Below are 14,526 nucleotides of genomic sequence, written 5' to 3'. Positions count from 1 at the left end.
ATGCAATACAAACTTACTCGGATCGATCCGACTGCTCCCAACGAGCAGTACCCGATCGGTGAGCGGGAGATCGTTTCCGACCCCCTGCTAGAAGATCAGGTCCACAAGAACATCTTCATGGGCAAGCTGGAAGATGTTCTCAACGGTGCAGTCAACTGGGGTCGCAAGAACTCCCTGTGGCCGTACAACTTCGGTTTGTCCTGCTGCTACGTGGAGATGACCACCGCCTTCACGGCGCCGCATGACATCGCCCGCTTCGGTGCAGAAGTCATTCGTGCATCACCCCGCCAGGCCGACTTCATGGTCATCGCCGGCACCTGCTTCATCAAGATGGCGCCCATCATCCAGCGCCTCTACGAGCAGATGCTGGAGCCCAAGTGGGTGATCTCGATGGGCTCGTGTGCCAATTCCGGCGGCATGTACGACATCTACTCGGTGGTCCAGGGCGTGGACAAGTTCCTCCCCGTGGACGTGTACATCCCTGGCTGCCCTCCTCGTCCGGAGGCATTCCTGCAAGGCCTGATGCTGCTGCAGGAGTCCATCGGCCAGGAGCGCCGCCCGCTTTCCTGGGTCGTCGGCGACCAAGGCATCTACCGTGCCGAAATGCCGTCGCAGAAGGAACAGCGCCGCGAACAGCGTATCCAGGTCACCAACCTGCGCAGCCCCGACGAAGTCTGATCCGGTCTCTTCCACAAGAAGAGGCCCGGCTCACTCTGTACGTTGACCGAAAGCGACCGAGACCATGACTGCAGACACCGTTCTGTCTATTCCGCCTTACAAGGCTGACGACCAAGATGTCGTTGTTGAACTGAATTCCCGCTTTGGCGCCGAGAGCTTCACCCTCCAGGCCACCCGCACCGGCATGCCGGTTATCTGGGTGGCTCGCGAGAAGCTCGTCGAGGTGCTGACCTTCCTGCGCAATTCGCCGCGTCCCTTCGTCATGCTGTACGACCTGCACGGCGTCGACGAGCGCCTGCGTACGCAGCGCCGCGGCCTGCCGGGCGCCGACTTCACCGTGTTCTACCACCTGATCTCCATGGAGCGTAACAGCGACGTGATGATCAAGGTGTCGCTCCAGGAAGGCGACCTCAACCTGCCCAGCGTCACCGGTATCTGGCCCAACGCCAACTGGTACGAGCGTGAAGTCTGGGACCTGTACGGCGTGCACTTCACCGGCCACCCGCACCTCTCGCGGATCATGATGCCGCCCACCTGGGAAGGCCACCCGCTGCGCAAGGACTACCCGGCGCGCGCCACCGAGTTCGATCCCTACAGCCTCACCCTGGCCAAGCAGCAACTCGAGGAAGAAGCCGCCCGCTTCAACCCCGAGGACTGGGGCATGAAGCGCCAGGGCGAGAACGAGGACTACATGTTCCTCAACCTCGGCCCCAACCACCCCTCTGCCCACGGCGCCTTCCGCATCGTGCTGCAGCTCGACGGCGAAGAGATCGTCGACTGCGTCCCGGACATCGGCTACCACCACCGGGGAGCCGAGAAGATGGCCGAGCGCCAGTCCTGGCACAGCTTCATCCCCTACACCGACCGCATCGACTACCTCGGCGGGGTGATGAACAACCTGCCCTACGTGCTCGCGGTGGAGAAGCTCGCCGGCATCAAGGTGCCGCAGAAGGTCGACACCATCCGCGTGATGCTGGCTGAATTCTTCCGCATCACCAGCCACCTGCTGTTCCTGGGTACCTACATCCAGGACGTCGGCGCCATGACCCCGGTGTTCTTCACCTTCACCGACCGCCAGCGCGCCTACAAGGTCATCGAGGCCATCACCGGCTTCCGCCTGCACCCGGCCTGGTACCGCATCGGCGGGGTTGCCCACGACCTGCCGCGCGGCTGGGACGGCCTGGTCAAGGAGTTCGTCGAATGGCTGCCCAAGCGCCTGGACGAGTACACCAAGGCGGCGCTGAAGAACAGCATCCTCAAGGGCCGCACCATCGGCGTCGCCCAGTACAACACCAAGGAAGCCCTGGAATGGGGGGTCACCGGTGCCGGCCTGCGCTCCACCGGCCTGGACTTCGACCTGCGCAAGGCCCGCCCCTACTCCGGCTACGAGAACTTCGAGTTCGAAGTGCCGCTGGCCCACAACGGCGACGCCTATGACCGCTGCATGGTCCGCGTCGAAGAGATGCGCCAGAGCATCCGCATCATCGACCAGTGCCTGAAGAACATGCCGGAAGGCCCCTACAAGGCCGACCACCCGCTGACCACGCCGCCGCCGAAAGAGCGCACGCTGCAGCACATCGAAACCCTGATCACCCACTTCCTGCAGGTTTCCTGGGGCCCGGTCATGCCGGCCAACGAAGCCTTCCAGATGATCGAGGCGACCAAGGGCATCAACAGCTACTACCTGACGAGCGATGGCAGCACCATGAGCTACCGCACCCGGATCCGGACGCCCAGCTTCCCCCACCTGCAGCAGATCCCCTCGGTGATCCGCGGCAGCATGGTGGCCGACCTGATCGCCTACCTGGGCAGTATCGACTTCGTTATGGCTGACGTGGACCGCTGACATGAGCATTATCCAGACCGACCGTTTCACCCTCAGCGAAACCGAGCGCTCGGCCATCGAGCACGAGATGCATCACTACGAGGACCCGCGCGCGGCGTCCATCGAAGCCCTGAAGATCGTCCAGAAGGAGCGCGGCTGGGTGCCTGACGGCGCCGCCGATGCCATCGGCGAGATCCTCGGCATCCCCGCCAGCGACGTCGAGGGCGTGGCCACCTTCTATAGTCAGATCTTCCGCCAGCCGGTGGGCCGCCACATCATCCGCGTTTGCGACAGCATGACCTGCTACGTCGGCGGCCATGAGTCGGTACTCGGCAGCATCCAGCAGAACCTCGGCATCGGCCTCGGCCAGACCACCGCCGACAATCGCTTCACCCTGTTGCCGGTGTGCTGCCTGGGCAATTGCGACAAGGCCCCGGCCCTGATGATCGACGACGACACCTTCGGCAACGTCAGCGCCGACGGCGTCGCGCAACTGCTGGAGGCCTATCAATGAAGACCCTCACCTCCGTCGGCCCAGCCAACCGCATCCAGCGCAGCGCCGAGACGCACCCGCTGACCTGGCGCCTGCGTGACGACGCTCAGCCCGTCTGGCTCGAGGAATACCAGCAGAAGAACGGCTACGCAGCCGCACGCAAGGCCCTGGGCGAGATGGCCCAGGCCGACATCGTGCAGACCGTCAAGGACTCCGGCCTCAAGGGCCGCGGCGGCGCGGGCTTCCCCACCGGCGTCAAGTGGGGCCTGATGCCAGCCGACGAATCCATGAACATCCGCTACCTGCTGTGCAACGCGGATGAAATGGAGCCCAACACCTGGAAGGACCGCATGCTGATGGAACAGCTGCCCCACCTGCTGGTGGAAGGCATGCTGATCAGCGCCCGCGCGCTCAAGGCCTATCGCGGCTACATCTTCCTGCGTGGCGAATACGTCGACGCAGCGCGCAACCTCAACCGCGCCATCGACGAAGCCAAGGCCGCCGGCCTGCTGGGCAAGAACATCCTCGGGTCGGGCTTCGATTTCGAGCTGTTCGTCCACACCGGTGCCGGCCGCTACATCTGCGGCGAGGAAACCGCCCTGATCAACTCGCTGGAAGGCCGCCGCGCCAACCCGCGCTCCAAGCCGCCCTTCCCCGCCGCCGTCGGCGTCTGGGGCAAGCCCACCTGCGTCAACAACGTCGAGACCCTGTGCAACGTGCCGGCGATCGTCGCCAACGGCGTGGACTGGTACAAGGGCCTCGCCCGTCCGGGCAGCGAAGACATGGGCACCAAGCTCATGGGCTTCTCCGGCAAGGTGAAGAACCCCGGCCTGTGGGAACTGCCCTTCGGCGTCCCCGCCCGTGAACTCTTCGAGGACTACGCCGGCGGCATGCGCGATGGCTTCAAGCTGAAAGCCTGGCAGCCCGGCGGCGCCGGCACCGGCTTCCTGCTCCCCGAACACCTGGATGCCCCCATGTACGCCGCCGGCATCGCCAAGGTCGGCACCCGCATGGGCACCGGCCTGGCGCTCGCCGTGGACGACAGCATCAACATGGTCTCCCTGCTGCGCAACATGGAAGAGTTCTTCGCCCGCGAGTCCTGCGGCTGGTGCACGCCGTGCCGTGACGGCCTGCCCTGGAGCGTCAAGGTCCTGCGCGCCCTCGAGCGCGGCGAAGGCCAGCGAGGCGACCTGGAGACCCTCGAAGGGCTGGTCAACTTCCTCGGCCCAGGCAAGACCTTCTGTGCCCACGCACCGGGCGCCGTCGAGCCACTGGGTAGCGCGATGAAGTATTTCCGTCCGGAGTTCGAAGCGGGCATCGCCGAGAACGCACCGGTGATCCGACCCGAACCGGTCGGCGCATAAGAGCCAGTTCCGCCGGTTGGCGGCCGCCGCGCGCGGCCCCGACCGCAACCTGATTCCATTAGCCAAGCCCGGTCAAACGGGCAGATGAAGACTGAACCATGGCCACTATCCACGTAGACGGCAAGACGCTCGAAGTCGATGGTGCAGACAACCTCCTGCAGGCCTGTCTGTCCCTCGGACTCGACATCCCCTACTTCTGCTGGCACCCGGCGCTCGGCAGCGTCGGCGCCTGCCGCCAGTGCGCGGTCAAGCAGTACACCGACGAAAACGACAAGCGCGGCCGCCTGGTCATGTCCTGCATGACCCCCGCCACCGACAACACCTGGATCTCCATCGAGGACGAAGAGGCGAAGCAGTTCCGCGCCAGCGTCGTGGAATGGCTGATGACCAACCACCCGCACGACTGCCCCGTGTGCGAGGAAGGCGGCCATTGCCACCTGCAGGACATGACGGTGATGACCGGCCACAACGAGCGCCGGTACCGCTTCACCAAGCGCACCCACCAGAACCAGCAGCTCGGCCCGTTCATCTCCCACGAGATGAACCGCTGCATCGCCTGCTACCGCTGCGTGCGCTACTACAAGGACTACGCCGGCGGCACCGACCTCGGCGTCTACGGCGCCCACGACAACGTCTACTTCGGGCGGGTCGAGGACGGCACCCTCGAGAGCGAGTTCTCCGGCAACCTGGTCGAGGTCTGCCCGACCGGCGTGTTCACCGACAAGACCCACTCCGAGCGCTACAACCGCAAGTGGGACATGCAATTCGCCCCGAGCATCTGCCACGGCTGCTCCAGCGGCTGCAACATCAGCCCCGGCGAACGCTACGGCGAGATCCGCCGCATCGAGAACCGCTTCAACGGCTCGGTGAACCAGTACTTCCTTTGCGACCGCGGCCGCTTCGGCTATGGCTACGTCAACCGCGAGGATCGCCCGCGCCAGCCGTCGTTCGGCACCCAGAAACTGGGCCTCGACGCCGCCCTGGACAAGGCCGCCGAGCTGCTCAAGGGCAAGCGCGTGATCGGCATCGGCTCACCCCGCGCCAGCCTGGAGTCCAACTTCGCCCTGCGTGAACTGGTGGGCGAAGCCAACTACTACTCCGGCATCGCCGCGGGTGAGCTGGAAAACATCCGCCTGATCCGCGACATCCTGCAGAACGGCCCGCTGCCGGTGCCCACCCTGCGTGACATCGAAAGCCACGACGCCGTGTTCGTGCTCGGTGAAGACCTGACCCAGACCGCCGCGCGCGTCGCCCTGGCCCTGCGCCAGTCGGTCAAGGGCAAGGCCACCGAGATCGCCGCCTCGATGAAGATCCAGGACTGGCACATGGCGGCCGTGCAGAACGTCGCCCAGGACGCGCTGAACCCGCTGTTCATCGCCAGTGTCGCCGAAACCCGCCTCGACGACGTGGCCACCCAGTGTGTACACGCCGCCCCGGCCGACCTCGCCCGCATCGGCTTCGCCGTGGCCCATGCCATCGACCCGAGCGCCCCGGCCGTGGACGGCCTGGACAGCGAGGCCGCCGAGCTGGTCAAGGCCATCGCCGACGCCCTGATCCAAGCCAAGCGTCCGCTGATCGTCTCCGGCTCCTCCCTGGGCGAGAAGGCCCTGATCGAAGCCGCCGCCAACATCGCCAGCGCCCTGAAGAACCGTGAGAAGAACGGTTCCATCAGCCTGGTGGTGCCGGAAGCCAACAGCATGGGCCTCGCCCTGTTTGGCGGCGAATCCCTGGACGCCGCCCTGCAAGCCCTGACCGCCGGCCAGGCCGACGCCGTGGTGGTACTGGAGAACGACCTGTACCGCCGCGCCGAAGCCGCCAAGGTCGACGCCGCGCTGGCCGCCGCCAAGGTGGTGATCGTCGCCGATCACCAGCAGACCGCGACCGTCGAGCGCGCCCATCTGGTACTGCCGGTCGCCAGCTTCGCCGAAGGCGACGGCACCCTGGTCAGCCAGGAAGGCCGCGCCCAGCGCTTCTTCCAGGTCTACGACCCGACCTACTACGACGCCAACATCCTCGTTCGCGAGGGCTGGCGCTGGCTGCACGCCCTGCACAGCACCCTGGAAGGCAAGTCCGTCGACTGGACCCAGCTCGACCAGGTCACCGCCGCCGTCGCCGACAGCAGCAGCCTGCTGGCGTCGATCCGCGACGCCGCGCCCAGTGCCTCGTTCCGCATCAAGGGCCTGAAGCTGGCCCGCGAACCGCACCGCTACAGCGGTCGTACCGCCATGCGCGCCAACATCAGCGTGCACGAGCCGCGCCAGCCGCAGGACAAGGACTCGCCCTTCGCCTTCTCCATGGAAGGCTATGCCGGCAGCGCCGAACCCCGCCAGCAGATCCCCTTCGCCTGGTCCCCGGGCTGGAACTCGCCCCAGGCCTGGAACAAGTTCCAGGACGAAGTCGGTGGCCACCTGCGCGCCGGTGACCCGGGTGTGCGCCTGATCGAGGCCAAGGGCGCCGCCCTGCCCTGGTTCGCCGCCGTCGCTCCGTTCAACCCCGCGCAAGGCACCTGGCAGGTCGTCCCCTTCCATCACCTGTTCGGCAGCGAGGAGAACTCCTCCCGCGCCGCGCCGATCCAGGAACGCATGCCCGAGGCCTATGTCGCCCTGGCCAAGTCCGAGGCGGACCGCCTGGGCGTGAACGACGGCGCCATGCTGTCGCTGCGCGTCAAGGGCCAGGCCCTGCGCCTGCCGCTGCAGGTCCGCGAGGAGCTGGCCGCCGGCCTCGTCGGCCTGCCTGCCGGCCTGCCGGGCATCCCGGGTGCCATCGCCGGTGCCACCGTGACCCTGCTGCAGGAGGCCGCGCAATGAGCTGGCTCACTCCCGAGGTGATCGACGTCATCATCGCGGTGGTCAAGGCCATCGTCATCCTGCTTGCCGTGGTCGTCTGCGGCGCCCTGCTCAGCTTCGTCGAACGACGCCTGCTGGGCTGGTGGCAGGATCGCTACGGCCCCAACCGCGTCGGCCCGTTCGGCATGTTCCAGATCGCCGCCGACATGCTGAAGATGTTCTTCAAGGAAGACTGGACGCCGCCGTTCGCCGACAAGGTGATCTTCACCCTGGCGCCGGTGATCGCCATGAGCGCCCTGCTCATCGCCTTCGCCGTGGTCCCGATCACCCCCACCTGGGGCGTCGCGGACCTGAACATCGGCATCCTGTTCTTCTTCGCCATGGCCGGCATCACCGTGTACGCGGTGCTCTTCGCCGGCTGGTCGAGCAACAACAAGTTCGCCCTGCTCGGCAGCCTGCGCGCCTCGGCCCAGACCGTTTCCTACGAGGTGTTCCTGGCCCTGTCGCTGATGGGCGTGGTCGCCCAGGTCGGCTCGTTCAACCTGCGCGACATCGTCGAATACCAGGCCCAGCACCTGTGGTTCATCATTCCGCAGTTCTTCGGCTTCTGTACCTTCTTCATCGCCGGCGTCGCCGTGACCCACCGTCACCCGTTCGACCAGCCGGAAGCGGAACAGGAACTGGCCGACGGCTACCACATCGAATACGCCGGCATGAAATGGGGCATGTTCTTCGTCGGCGAGTACATCGGCATCGTGCTGGTGTCCGCGCTGCTGGTGACCCTGTTCTTCGGCGGCTGGCACGGTCCCTTCGGCATCCTGCCGCAGATCCCGTTCATCTGGTTCGCCCTGAAGACCGCCTTCTTCATCATGCTGTTCATCCTGCTCCGCGCGTCGATCCCGCGTCCGCGCTATGACCAGGTGATGGCCTTCAGCTGGAAGTTCTGCCTCCCGCTGACCCTGATCAACCTGCTGGTGACCGGCGCCGTCGTGCTGGCCACGGCCCAGTAAGGAGAAAGACCATGATCAAGTACATCTATGACGTGGTGGTCGGCACCTTCACCCAGCTGCGCAGCCTGGTGATGGTGTTCTCCCACGGCTTCCGCAAGCGTGACACCCTGCAATACCCCGAAGAGCCCGTGTACCTGCCGCCGCGCTACCGTGGCCGCATCGTGCTGACCCGCGACCCCGACGGCGAGGAGCGCTGCGTGGCCTGCAACCTGTGCGCCGTGGCCTGCCCGGTCGGCTGCATCTCGCTGCAGAAGGCCGAGACCGAGGACGGTCGCTGGTACCCCGAGTTCTTCCGCATCAACTTCTCCCGCTGCATCTTCTGCGGCCTGTGCGAGGAAGCCTGCCCCACCACCGCGATCCAGCTGACCCCGGATTTCGAGATGGGCGAGTACAAGCGCCAGGACCTGGTCTACGAGAAGGAAGACCTGCTGATCTCGGGCCCCGGCAAGAATCCGGACTACAACTTCTATCGCGTGGCCGGCATGGCCATTGCCGGCAAGCCGAAAGGCGCCGCGCAGAACGAAGCCGAGCCGATCAACGTGAAGAGCCTGCTGCCCTAAGGAGACGTGCGTGGAATTCGCTTTCTATTTCGCTGCAGGCGTCGCGGTCGTGTCCACCCTGCGAGTGGTCACCAACACCAACCCGGTGCATGCGCTGCTCTACCTCATCATTTCCCTGCTGGCCGTCTCGATGTGCTTCTTCGCCCTCGGCGCCCCCTTCGCCGGCGCCCTGGAGATCATCGTCTACGCCGGCGCCATCATGGTGTTGTTCGTCTTCGTGGTGATGATGCTCAACCTCGGCCCGGCCATCGTCGAGCAGGAACGCAAGTGGCTCAAGCCCGGCATCTGGGTCGGCCCTTCGGCGCTGTCCCTGGCCCTGCTGGCCGAACTGCTCTACGTGCTGTTCAGCCAGAGCAGCGGCGCCACCATCGGCCAGACCACGGTAGACGCCAAGGCAGTGGGCATCAGCCTCTTCGGGCCCTACCTGCTGGCCGTCGAACTCGCCTCCATGCTGCTTTTGGCAGCCCTGGTCGCGGCCTACCACCTCGGCCGCCACGAAGCGAAGGAGTAACGCCATGCTGCAAGCAATCCCCCTGGAACATGGCCTTGCCGTCGCCGGCATGCTGTTCGGCCTCGGGCTGGTCGGCCTGATGGTGCGCCGCAACATCCTCTTCGTACTGATGAGCCTGGAAGTGATGATGAACGCCGCCGCCCTGGCCTTCGTCGTCGCCGGTGCCCGCTGGGCGCAGGCCGACGGCCAGATCATGTTCATTCTGGTGATCACCCTCGCAGCCGCCGAGGCCAGCATCGGCCTGGCGATCCTGTTGCAGCTGTATCGCCGCTTCCACACCCTCGATATCGACGCTGCCAGCGAGATGCGCGGATGAACCTTCTATTCCTGACCTTCCTCTTCCCGCTGCTCGGCTGGCTGATCCTGTCGTTCTCCCGCGGGCGCTTCTCCGAAAACACCTCCGCCGTCATCGGCGTGGGCTCCGTAGGCCTCTCCGCACTGACCGCGGCCTGGATCATCTTCCAGTTCAACGTCGCCCCGCCGGAAGGCGGCGTCTACACCCAGGTGCTCTGGCAGTGGATGAACGTCGACGGCTTCGCCCCGAGCTTCACCCTGTACCTGGACGGCCTGTCGCTGACCATGCTGGGCGTGGTCACCGGCGTCGGCTTCCTGATCCACCTGTTCGCCTCCTGGTACATGCGCGGTGAAGAAGGCTATTCGCGCTTCTTCTCCTACACCAACCTGTTCATCACCAGCATGCTGTTCCTGGTGCTCGGCGATAACCTGCTGTTCCTGTACTTCGGCTGGGAAGGCGTGGGCCTGTGCTCCTACCTGCTGATCGGCTTCTATTACAGCAACCCGAACAACGGCAACGCCGCGCTCAAGGCCTTCATCGTCACCCGCATCGGCGACGTGTTCATGGCCATCGGCCTGTTCCTGCTGTTCATGCACCTGGGCACCCTGAACATCCAGGAGCTGATGGTGCTGGCCCCGCAGAAATACGTCGCCGGCGACGCCTGGCTGTGGATCGCCACCCTGATGCTGCTCGGCGGCGCCGTGGGCAAGTCCGCCCAGCTGCCGCTGCAGACCTGGCTGGCCGACGCCATGGCGGGCCCGACCCCGGTTTCCGCACTGATCCACGCGGCCACCATGGTCACCGCGGGCGTCTACCTGATCGCCCGTACCCACGGCCTGTTCCTGCTGACCCCCGAGATCCTCGAACTGGTCGGCATCGTCGGTGGCGTCACCCTGGTACTGGCCGGCTTCGCCGCGCTGGTGCAGACCGACATCAAGCGCATCCTCGCCTACTCCACCATGAGCCAGATCGGCTACATGTTCCTCGCCCTGGGCGTTGGCGCATGGGACGCGGCGATCTTCCACCTGATGACCCACGCCTTCTTCAAGGCCCTGCTGTTCCTCGCCTCCGGTGCGGTGATCAACGCCTGCCACCACGAGCAGAACATCTTCAAGATGGGCGGCCTGTGGAAGAAGCTGCCGCTGGCCTACGCCAGCTTCATCGTCGGCGGCGCGGCCCTGGCGGCCCTGCCCCTGGTCACCGCCGGCTTCTATTCCAAGGACGAGATCCTCTGGGAAGCCTTCGCCAGCGGCCACCAGTGGCTGCTCTACGCAGGCCTGGCCGGTGCCTTCCTGACCTCGATCTACACCTTCCGCCTGATCTTCATCGCCTTCCATGGCGAGGCCAAGACCGAGGCCCATGCCGGCCATGGCGTGGCCCACTGGCTGCCGCTGTCGGTGCTGATCGTGCTGTCCACCTTTGTCGGCGCGCTGATCACCCCGCCGCTGCACGGTGTGCTGCCGCAGAGCGTCGGCCATGCCGGCGGCGAAGCGCAGCACAGCCTGGAGATCGCCTCGGGCGCCATCGCCCTGGCGGGCATCCTCCTAGCCGCCCTGCTCTTCCTCGGCAAGCGTCGCTTCATCAGCGCCGTCGCCCAGAGCGCACCGGGCCGCTTCCTCGGTGCCTGGTGGTACGCCGCCTGGGGCTTCGACTGGGTCTACGACAAGCTGTTCGTCAAACCGTACCTGCTGATCACCCGCCTGCTCGGTCATGACCCGATCGACTCCGGCATCGGCCTGATCCCACGCATCGTGCGGGGCGGTAACGGCCTGCTGAGCAGCAGCCAGACCGGCCAGCTGCGCTGGTACGCAGTATCCCTGGTCGGCGGAGCCGTGCTCGTGCTCGGCGCCGTGTTGCTGACTTGAATCTTCTTAAGGAAACCAGCCCGTCATGATTCTGCCCTGGCTAATCCTGATCCCCTTCATCGGCGGCCTGCTGTGCTGGCAAGGTGAGCGCTTCGGCAACACCCTGCCGCGCTGGATCGCGCTGCTGACCATGTCCCTGCTGTTCGGCCTCGGCCTCTGGCTGTGGGCCACCGGCGACTTCACCCTGGCGCCCTCCCCCGAGGCCGGCCCGGTGTGGGCGCACGAGTTCAAGGTCCAGTGGATCGAGCGTTTCGGCATCACCATCCACCTCGCGATGGATGGCCTGTCGGTCCTGATGGTCACCCTCACCGGCCTGCTGGGCGTGCTGTCCGTGCTCTGCTCCTGGAACGAGATCCAGAACCGCGTCGGCTTCTTCCACCTGAACCTGATGTGGATCCTCGGCGGCGTCGTCGGCGTGTTCCTCGCCGTCGACCTGTTCCTGTTCTTCTTCTTCTGGGAAATGATGCTGGTGCCGATGTACTTCCTCATCGCGCTCTGGGGTCACAGCGGCAGCAAGGGCAAGACCCGCATCACCGCCGCCACCAAGTTCTTCATCTTCACCCAGGCCAGCGGCCTGGTGATGCTGGTGGCCATCCTCAGCCTGGTGTTGATCAACTACAACAACACCGGCGTGATGACCTTCAACTACGCAGACCTGCTCAAGGTCCAGCTCACCCCGACCGCCGAATACCTGCTGATGCTCGGTTTCTTCATCGCCTTCGCGGTGAAATTCCCGGTGGTGCCGTTCCACTCCTGGCTGCCGGACGCCCACGCCCAGGCACCGACCGCCGGTTCCGTGGACCTGGCCGGCATCCTGCTGAAGACCGCCGCCTACGGCCTGATGCGCTTCGCCCTGCCGCTGTTCCCCCATGCATCGGCCGAGTTCGCGCCCATCGCCCACTGGCTCGGCGTGTTAGCCATCATCTACGGCGCCCTGCTCTCCTTCGCGCAGACCGACATCAAGCGCCTGGTGGCCTTCTCCAGCGTCTCCCACATGGGCTTCGTGCTGATCGCCATCTACTCCGGCAGCCAGATCGCCCTGCAGGGCGCGGTGGTGCAGATGATGGCCCACGGCCTTTCCGCCGCGGCGCTGTTCATCCTCTGCGGCCAGCTCTACGAGCGCCTGCACACCCGTGACATGCGCGAGATGGGCGGCATCTGGGGCCGCATGCCCTACCTGCCGGCCATCAGCCTGTTCTTCGCCGCAGCGGCCCTCGGCCTGCCCGGCACCGGCAACTTCGTCGGCGAGTTCCTGATCCTGGTCGGCTCCTTCCAGAAGGCCGCCTGGGTCACCGTCATCGCCGCCACCGGCCTGGTGTTCGGCTCGGTCTACTCGCTGATCATGATTCACCGCGCCTACTTCGGCCCGGCCAAGTCCGACACCCCGCTGCTGGGCCTCAAGCCCCGCGAGCTGACCATGGTGCTCGGCCTCGCCGTCCTGCTGATCCTCCTGGGCGTTTACCCGCAACCGGTGCTGGACACCTCCGCCGCTAGCATGCACGGCGTGCATCAGTGGCTGGATGCAGCCTTCACCCAACTCGCCTCGGCCCGGTAGCTGTTATGGAACATCACGCTGTGGAATTCACGACTCAACACCTGATCGCCCTGCTGCCGCTGCTCGTCGCCTGTGCCACGGTCGTCGTAGTGATGCTGGCGATCGCCTGGAAGCGCAACCACACCCTGACCTTCGGGCTCTCGGTGATCGGCCTCAACCTGGCACTGCTGGCGATCATCCCGGCCCTGGGCGTCACGCCCATCGAGGTCACCCCGCTCCTGAAGATCGACACCTTCGGCTGCTACTACATGGGCCTGGTGCTGGCCTCGACCCTCGCCTGCGTCACCCTGATCCACGCCTACCTGGGCGGCAACACCGGCCAGGGCTACCCGGGCAACCGCGAGGAGATGTACCTGCTGATCCTGCTGTCGGCCTGCGGCGGCCTGGTGCTGGTCACCGCGCAGCACATGGCCGGCCTGTTCATCGGCCTGGAGCTGCTCTCGGTGCCGGTCTACGGCATGGTCGCCTACGCCTTCTTCAACAAGCGTTCGCTGGAAGCCGGCATCAAGTACATGGTGCTCTCGGCCGCCGGTTCCGCCTTCCTGCTGTTCGGCATGGCGCTGCTCTACGCCGACGCCGGCACCCTGAGCTTCACCGGCATCGGCGCGAAGTTCTCCGCCGAAGGCGCGCAGAACATGCTGGTCCACCTGGGCATCGGCATGATGCTGATCGGCCTGGCGTTCAAGCTGTCCCTGGTGCCCTTCCACCTCTGGACCCCGGACGTGTACGAAGGCGCCCCGGCACCGGTCTCGGCCTTCCTGGCCACCGCCAGCAAGGTCGCCGTGTTCGCCGTGCTGCTGCGCCTGTACCAGATCTCCCCGGCCACCGCCGGCGGCTGGCTGAACGACCTGCTGGGCGCCATCGCCATCGCTTCGATCCTGTTCGGCAACCTGCTCGCGCTGGTGCAGAACAACATCAAGCGCCTGCTGGGCTACTCCTCCATCGCCCACTTCGGCTACCTGCTGATCGCCCTGATCGCCAGCAAGGGCATGGCCGTGGAAGCCATCGGCGTCTACCTGGCCACCTACGTGCTGACCAGCCTCGGCGCCTTCGGCGTGGTGACACTGATGTCCACCCCGTACAACGGCCGTGACTGCGACGCCCTGTACGAATACCGCGGCCTGTTCTGGCGCCGCCCGTACCTGACCGCGGTGCTCACCGTGATGATGCTGTCGCTCGCCGGTATCCCGCTCACCGCAGGCTTCATCGGCAAGTTCTTCGTCATCGCCGCCGGCGTCGAGTCGGGCCTGTGGCTGCTGCTGGGCGTGATGGTCCTGGGCAGCGCCATTGGCGTCTTCTACTACCTGCGGGTCATGGTCACCCTGTTCCTGGTGGAGCCCAACCTGCGCCGCCACGACGCCGACCTGCACTGGGCGCAACGCGCCGGCGGCATCATGCTGCTGTTCGTCGCCCTGCTGGCGTTCTTCCTCGGCGTCTACCCGCAGCCGCTGCTGGACCTGGTCCAGCACTCCGGCCTGGTGGCCCTGGCTCACTGAGGCCAGCCGCTGCAATGAAAAACCCGGCCTAGGCCGGGTTTTTTCTTTTCCGGGAGCAGGAAGTGCGCGAGTGCTCCCCTCCCCCGCC

Annotated in this window: 12 protein-coding genes; all 12 read left to right on the top strand. The window is 65.9% G+C overall.

Annotated elements, in window-relative coordinates:
- The 12 genes from ACYJSS_RS01255 (at nt 1) to nuoN (ending at nt 14,438) form a co-directional block, all read left to right on the top strand.
- Complete coding sequence (locus tag ACYJSS_RS01255; protein WP_111262129.1) at nt 1-678, top strand: NuoB/complex I 20 kDa subunit family protein; 678 nt, start codon at nt 1-3, stop codon at nt 676-678.
- 64 nt (nt 679-742) lie between these two features.
- Nucleotides 743-2,524, top strand: coding sequence for an NADH-quinone oxidoreductase subunit C/D (gene nuoC, locus ACYJSS_RS01250; RefSeq protein ID WP_111262128.1), 1,782 nt, complete (start codon nt 743-745; stop codon nt 2,522-2,524).
- 1 nt (nt 2,525) lies between these two features.
- Nucleotides 2,526-3,017: an NADH-quinone oxidoreductase subunit NuoE gene (gene nuoE / locus ACYJSS_RS01245; protein WP_111262127.1), complete on the top strand. Its 492-nt coding sequence runs from the start codon at nt 2,526-2,528 to the stop codon at nt 3,015-3,017.
- Complete coding sequence (nuoF, locus tag ACYJSS_RS01240) at nt 3,014-4,360, top strand: NADH-quinone oxidoreductase subunit NuoF (RefSeq protein ID WP_111262126.1); 1,347 nt, start codon at nt 3,014-3,016, stop codon at nt 4,358-4,360. Before nuoE ends, nuoF begins: the two co-directional genes overlap by 4 nt.
- A 98-nt stretch (nt 4,361-4,458) precedes the next feature.
- The gene (gene nuoG / locus ACYJSS_RS01235) at nt 4,459-7,167 is read left to right on the top strand and encodes an NADH-quinone oxidoreductase subunit NuoG (protein ID WP_111262125.1); all 2,709 of its coding nucleotides are present in this window, start codon (nt 4,459-4,461) and stop codon (nt 7,165-7,167) included.
- Nucleotides 7,164-8,156 (top strand): NADH-quinone oxidoreductase subunit NuoH, encoded by a 993-nt coding sequence (nuoH, locus tag ACYJSS_RS01230; RefSeq protein ID WP_111262124.1) that lies wholly within the window; start codon nt 7,164-7,166, stop codon nt 8,154-8,156. The genes nuoG and nuoH overlap by 4 nt, the downstream gene beginning before the upstream one ends.
- Nucleotides 8,157-8,167: 11 nt before the next feature.
- The gene (gene nuoI, locus ACYJSS_RS01225) at nt 8,168-8,716 is read left to right on the top strand and encodes an NADH-quinone oxidoreductase subunit NuoI (RefSeq protein ID WP_021219042.1); all 549 of its coding nucleotides are present in this window, start codon (nt 8,168-8,170) and stop codon (nt 8,714-8,716) included.
- 10 nt (nt 8,717-8,726) lie between these two features.
- Nucleotides 8,727-9,227, top strand: coding sequence for an NADH-quinone oxidoreductase subunit J (nuoJ, locus tag ACYJSS_RS01220; RefSeq protein WP_021219043.1), 501 nt, complete (start codon nt 8,727-8,729; stop codon nt 9,225-9,227).
- A 7-nt stretch (nt 9,228-9,234) separates the two neighbouring features.
- Nucleotides 9,235-9,543, top strand: coding sequence for an NADH-quinone oxidoreductase subunit NuoK (gene nuoK, locus ACYJSS_RS01215; protein ID WP_031287559.1), 309 nt, complete (start codon nt 9,235-9,237; stop codon nt 9,541-9,543).
- Nucleotides 9,540-11,387: an NADH-quinone oxidoreductase subunit L gene (nuoL, locus tag ACYJSS_RS01210; RefSeq protein WP_111262123.1), complete on the top strand. Its 1,848-nt coding sequence runs from the start codon at nt 9,540-9,542 to the stop codon at nt 11,385-11,387. Before nuoK ends, nuoL begins: the two co-directional genes overlap by 4 nt.
- Nucleotides 11,388-11,412: 25 nt before the next feature.
- Nucleotides 11,413-12,942 (top strand): NADH-quinone oxidoreductase subunit M, encoded by a 1,530-nt coding sequence (gene nuoM / locus ACYJSS_RS01205; RefSeq protein WP_111262122.1) that lies wholly within the window; start codon nt 11,413-11,415, stop codon nt 12,940-12,942.
- A gap of 20 nt (nt 12,943-12,962) precedes the next feature.
- The gene (gene nuoN / locus ACYJSS_RS01200) at nt 12,963-14,438 is read left to right on the top strand and encodes an NADH-quinone oxidoreductase subunit NuoN (protein WP_111262121.1); all 1,476 of its coding nucleotides are present in this window, start codon (nt 12,963-12,965) and stop codon (nt 14,436-14,438) included.
- Nucleotides 14,439-14,526: the final 88 nt, after the last annotated feature.

It is taken from the genome of Pseudomonas sp. No.21 (assembly GCF_054558415.1).
This window is presented reverse-complemented; position numbering and strand designations above follow the sequence as displayed.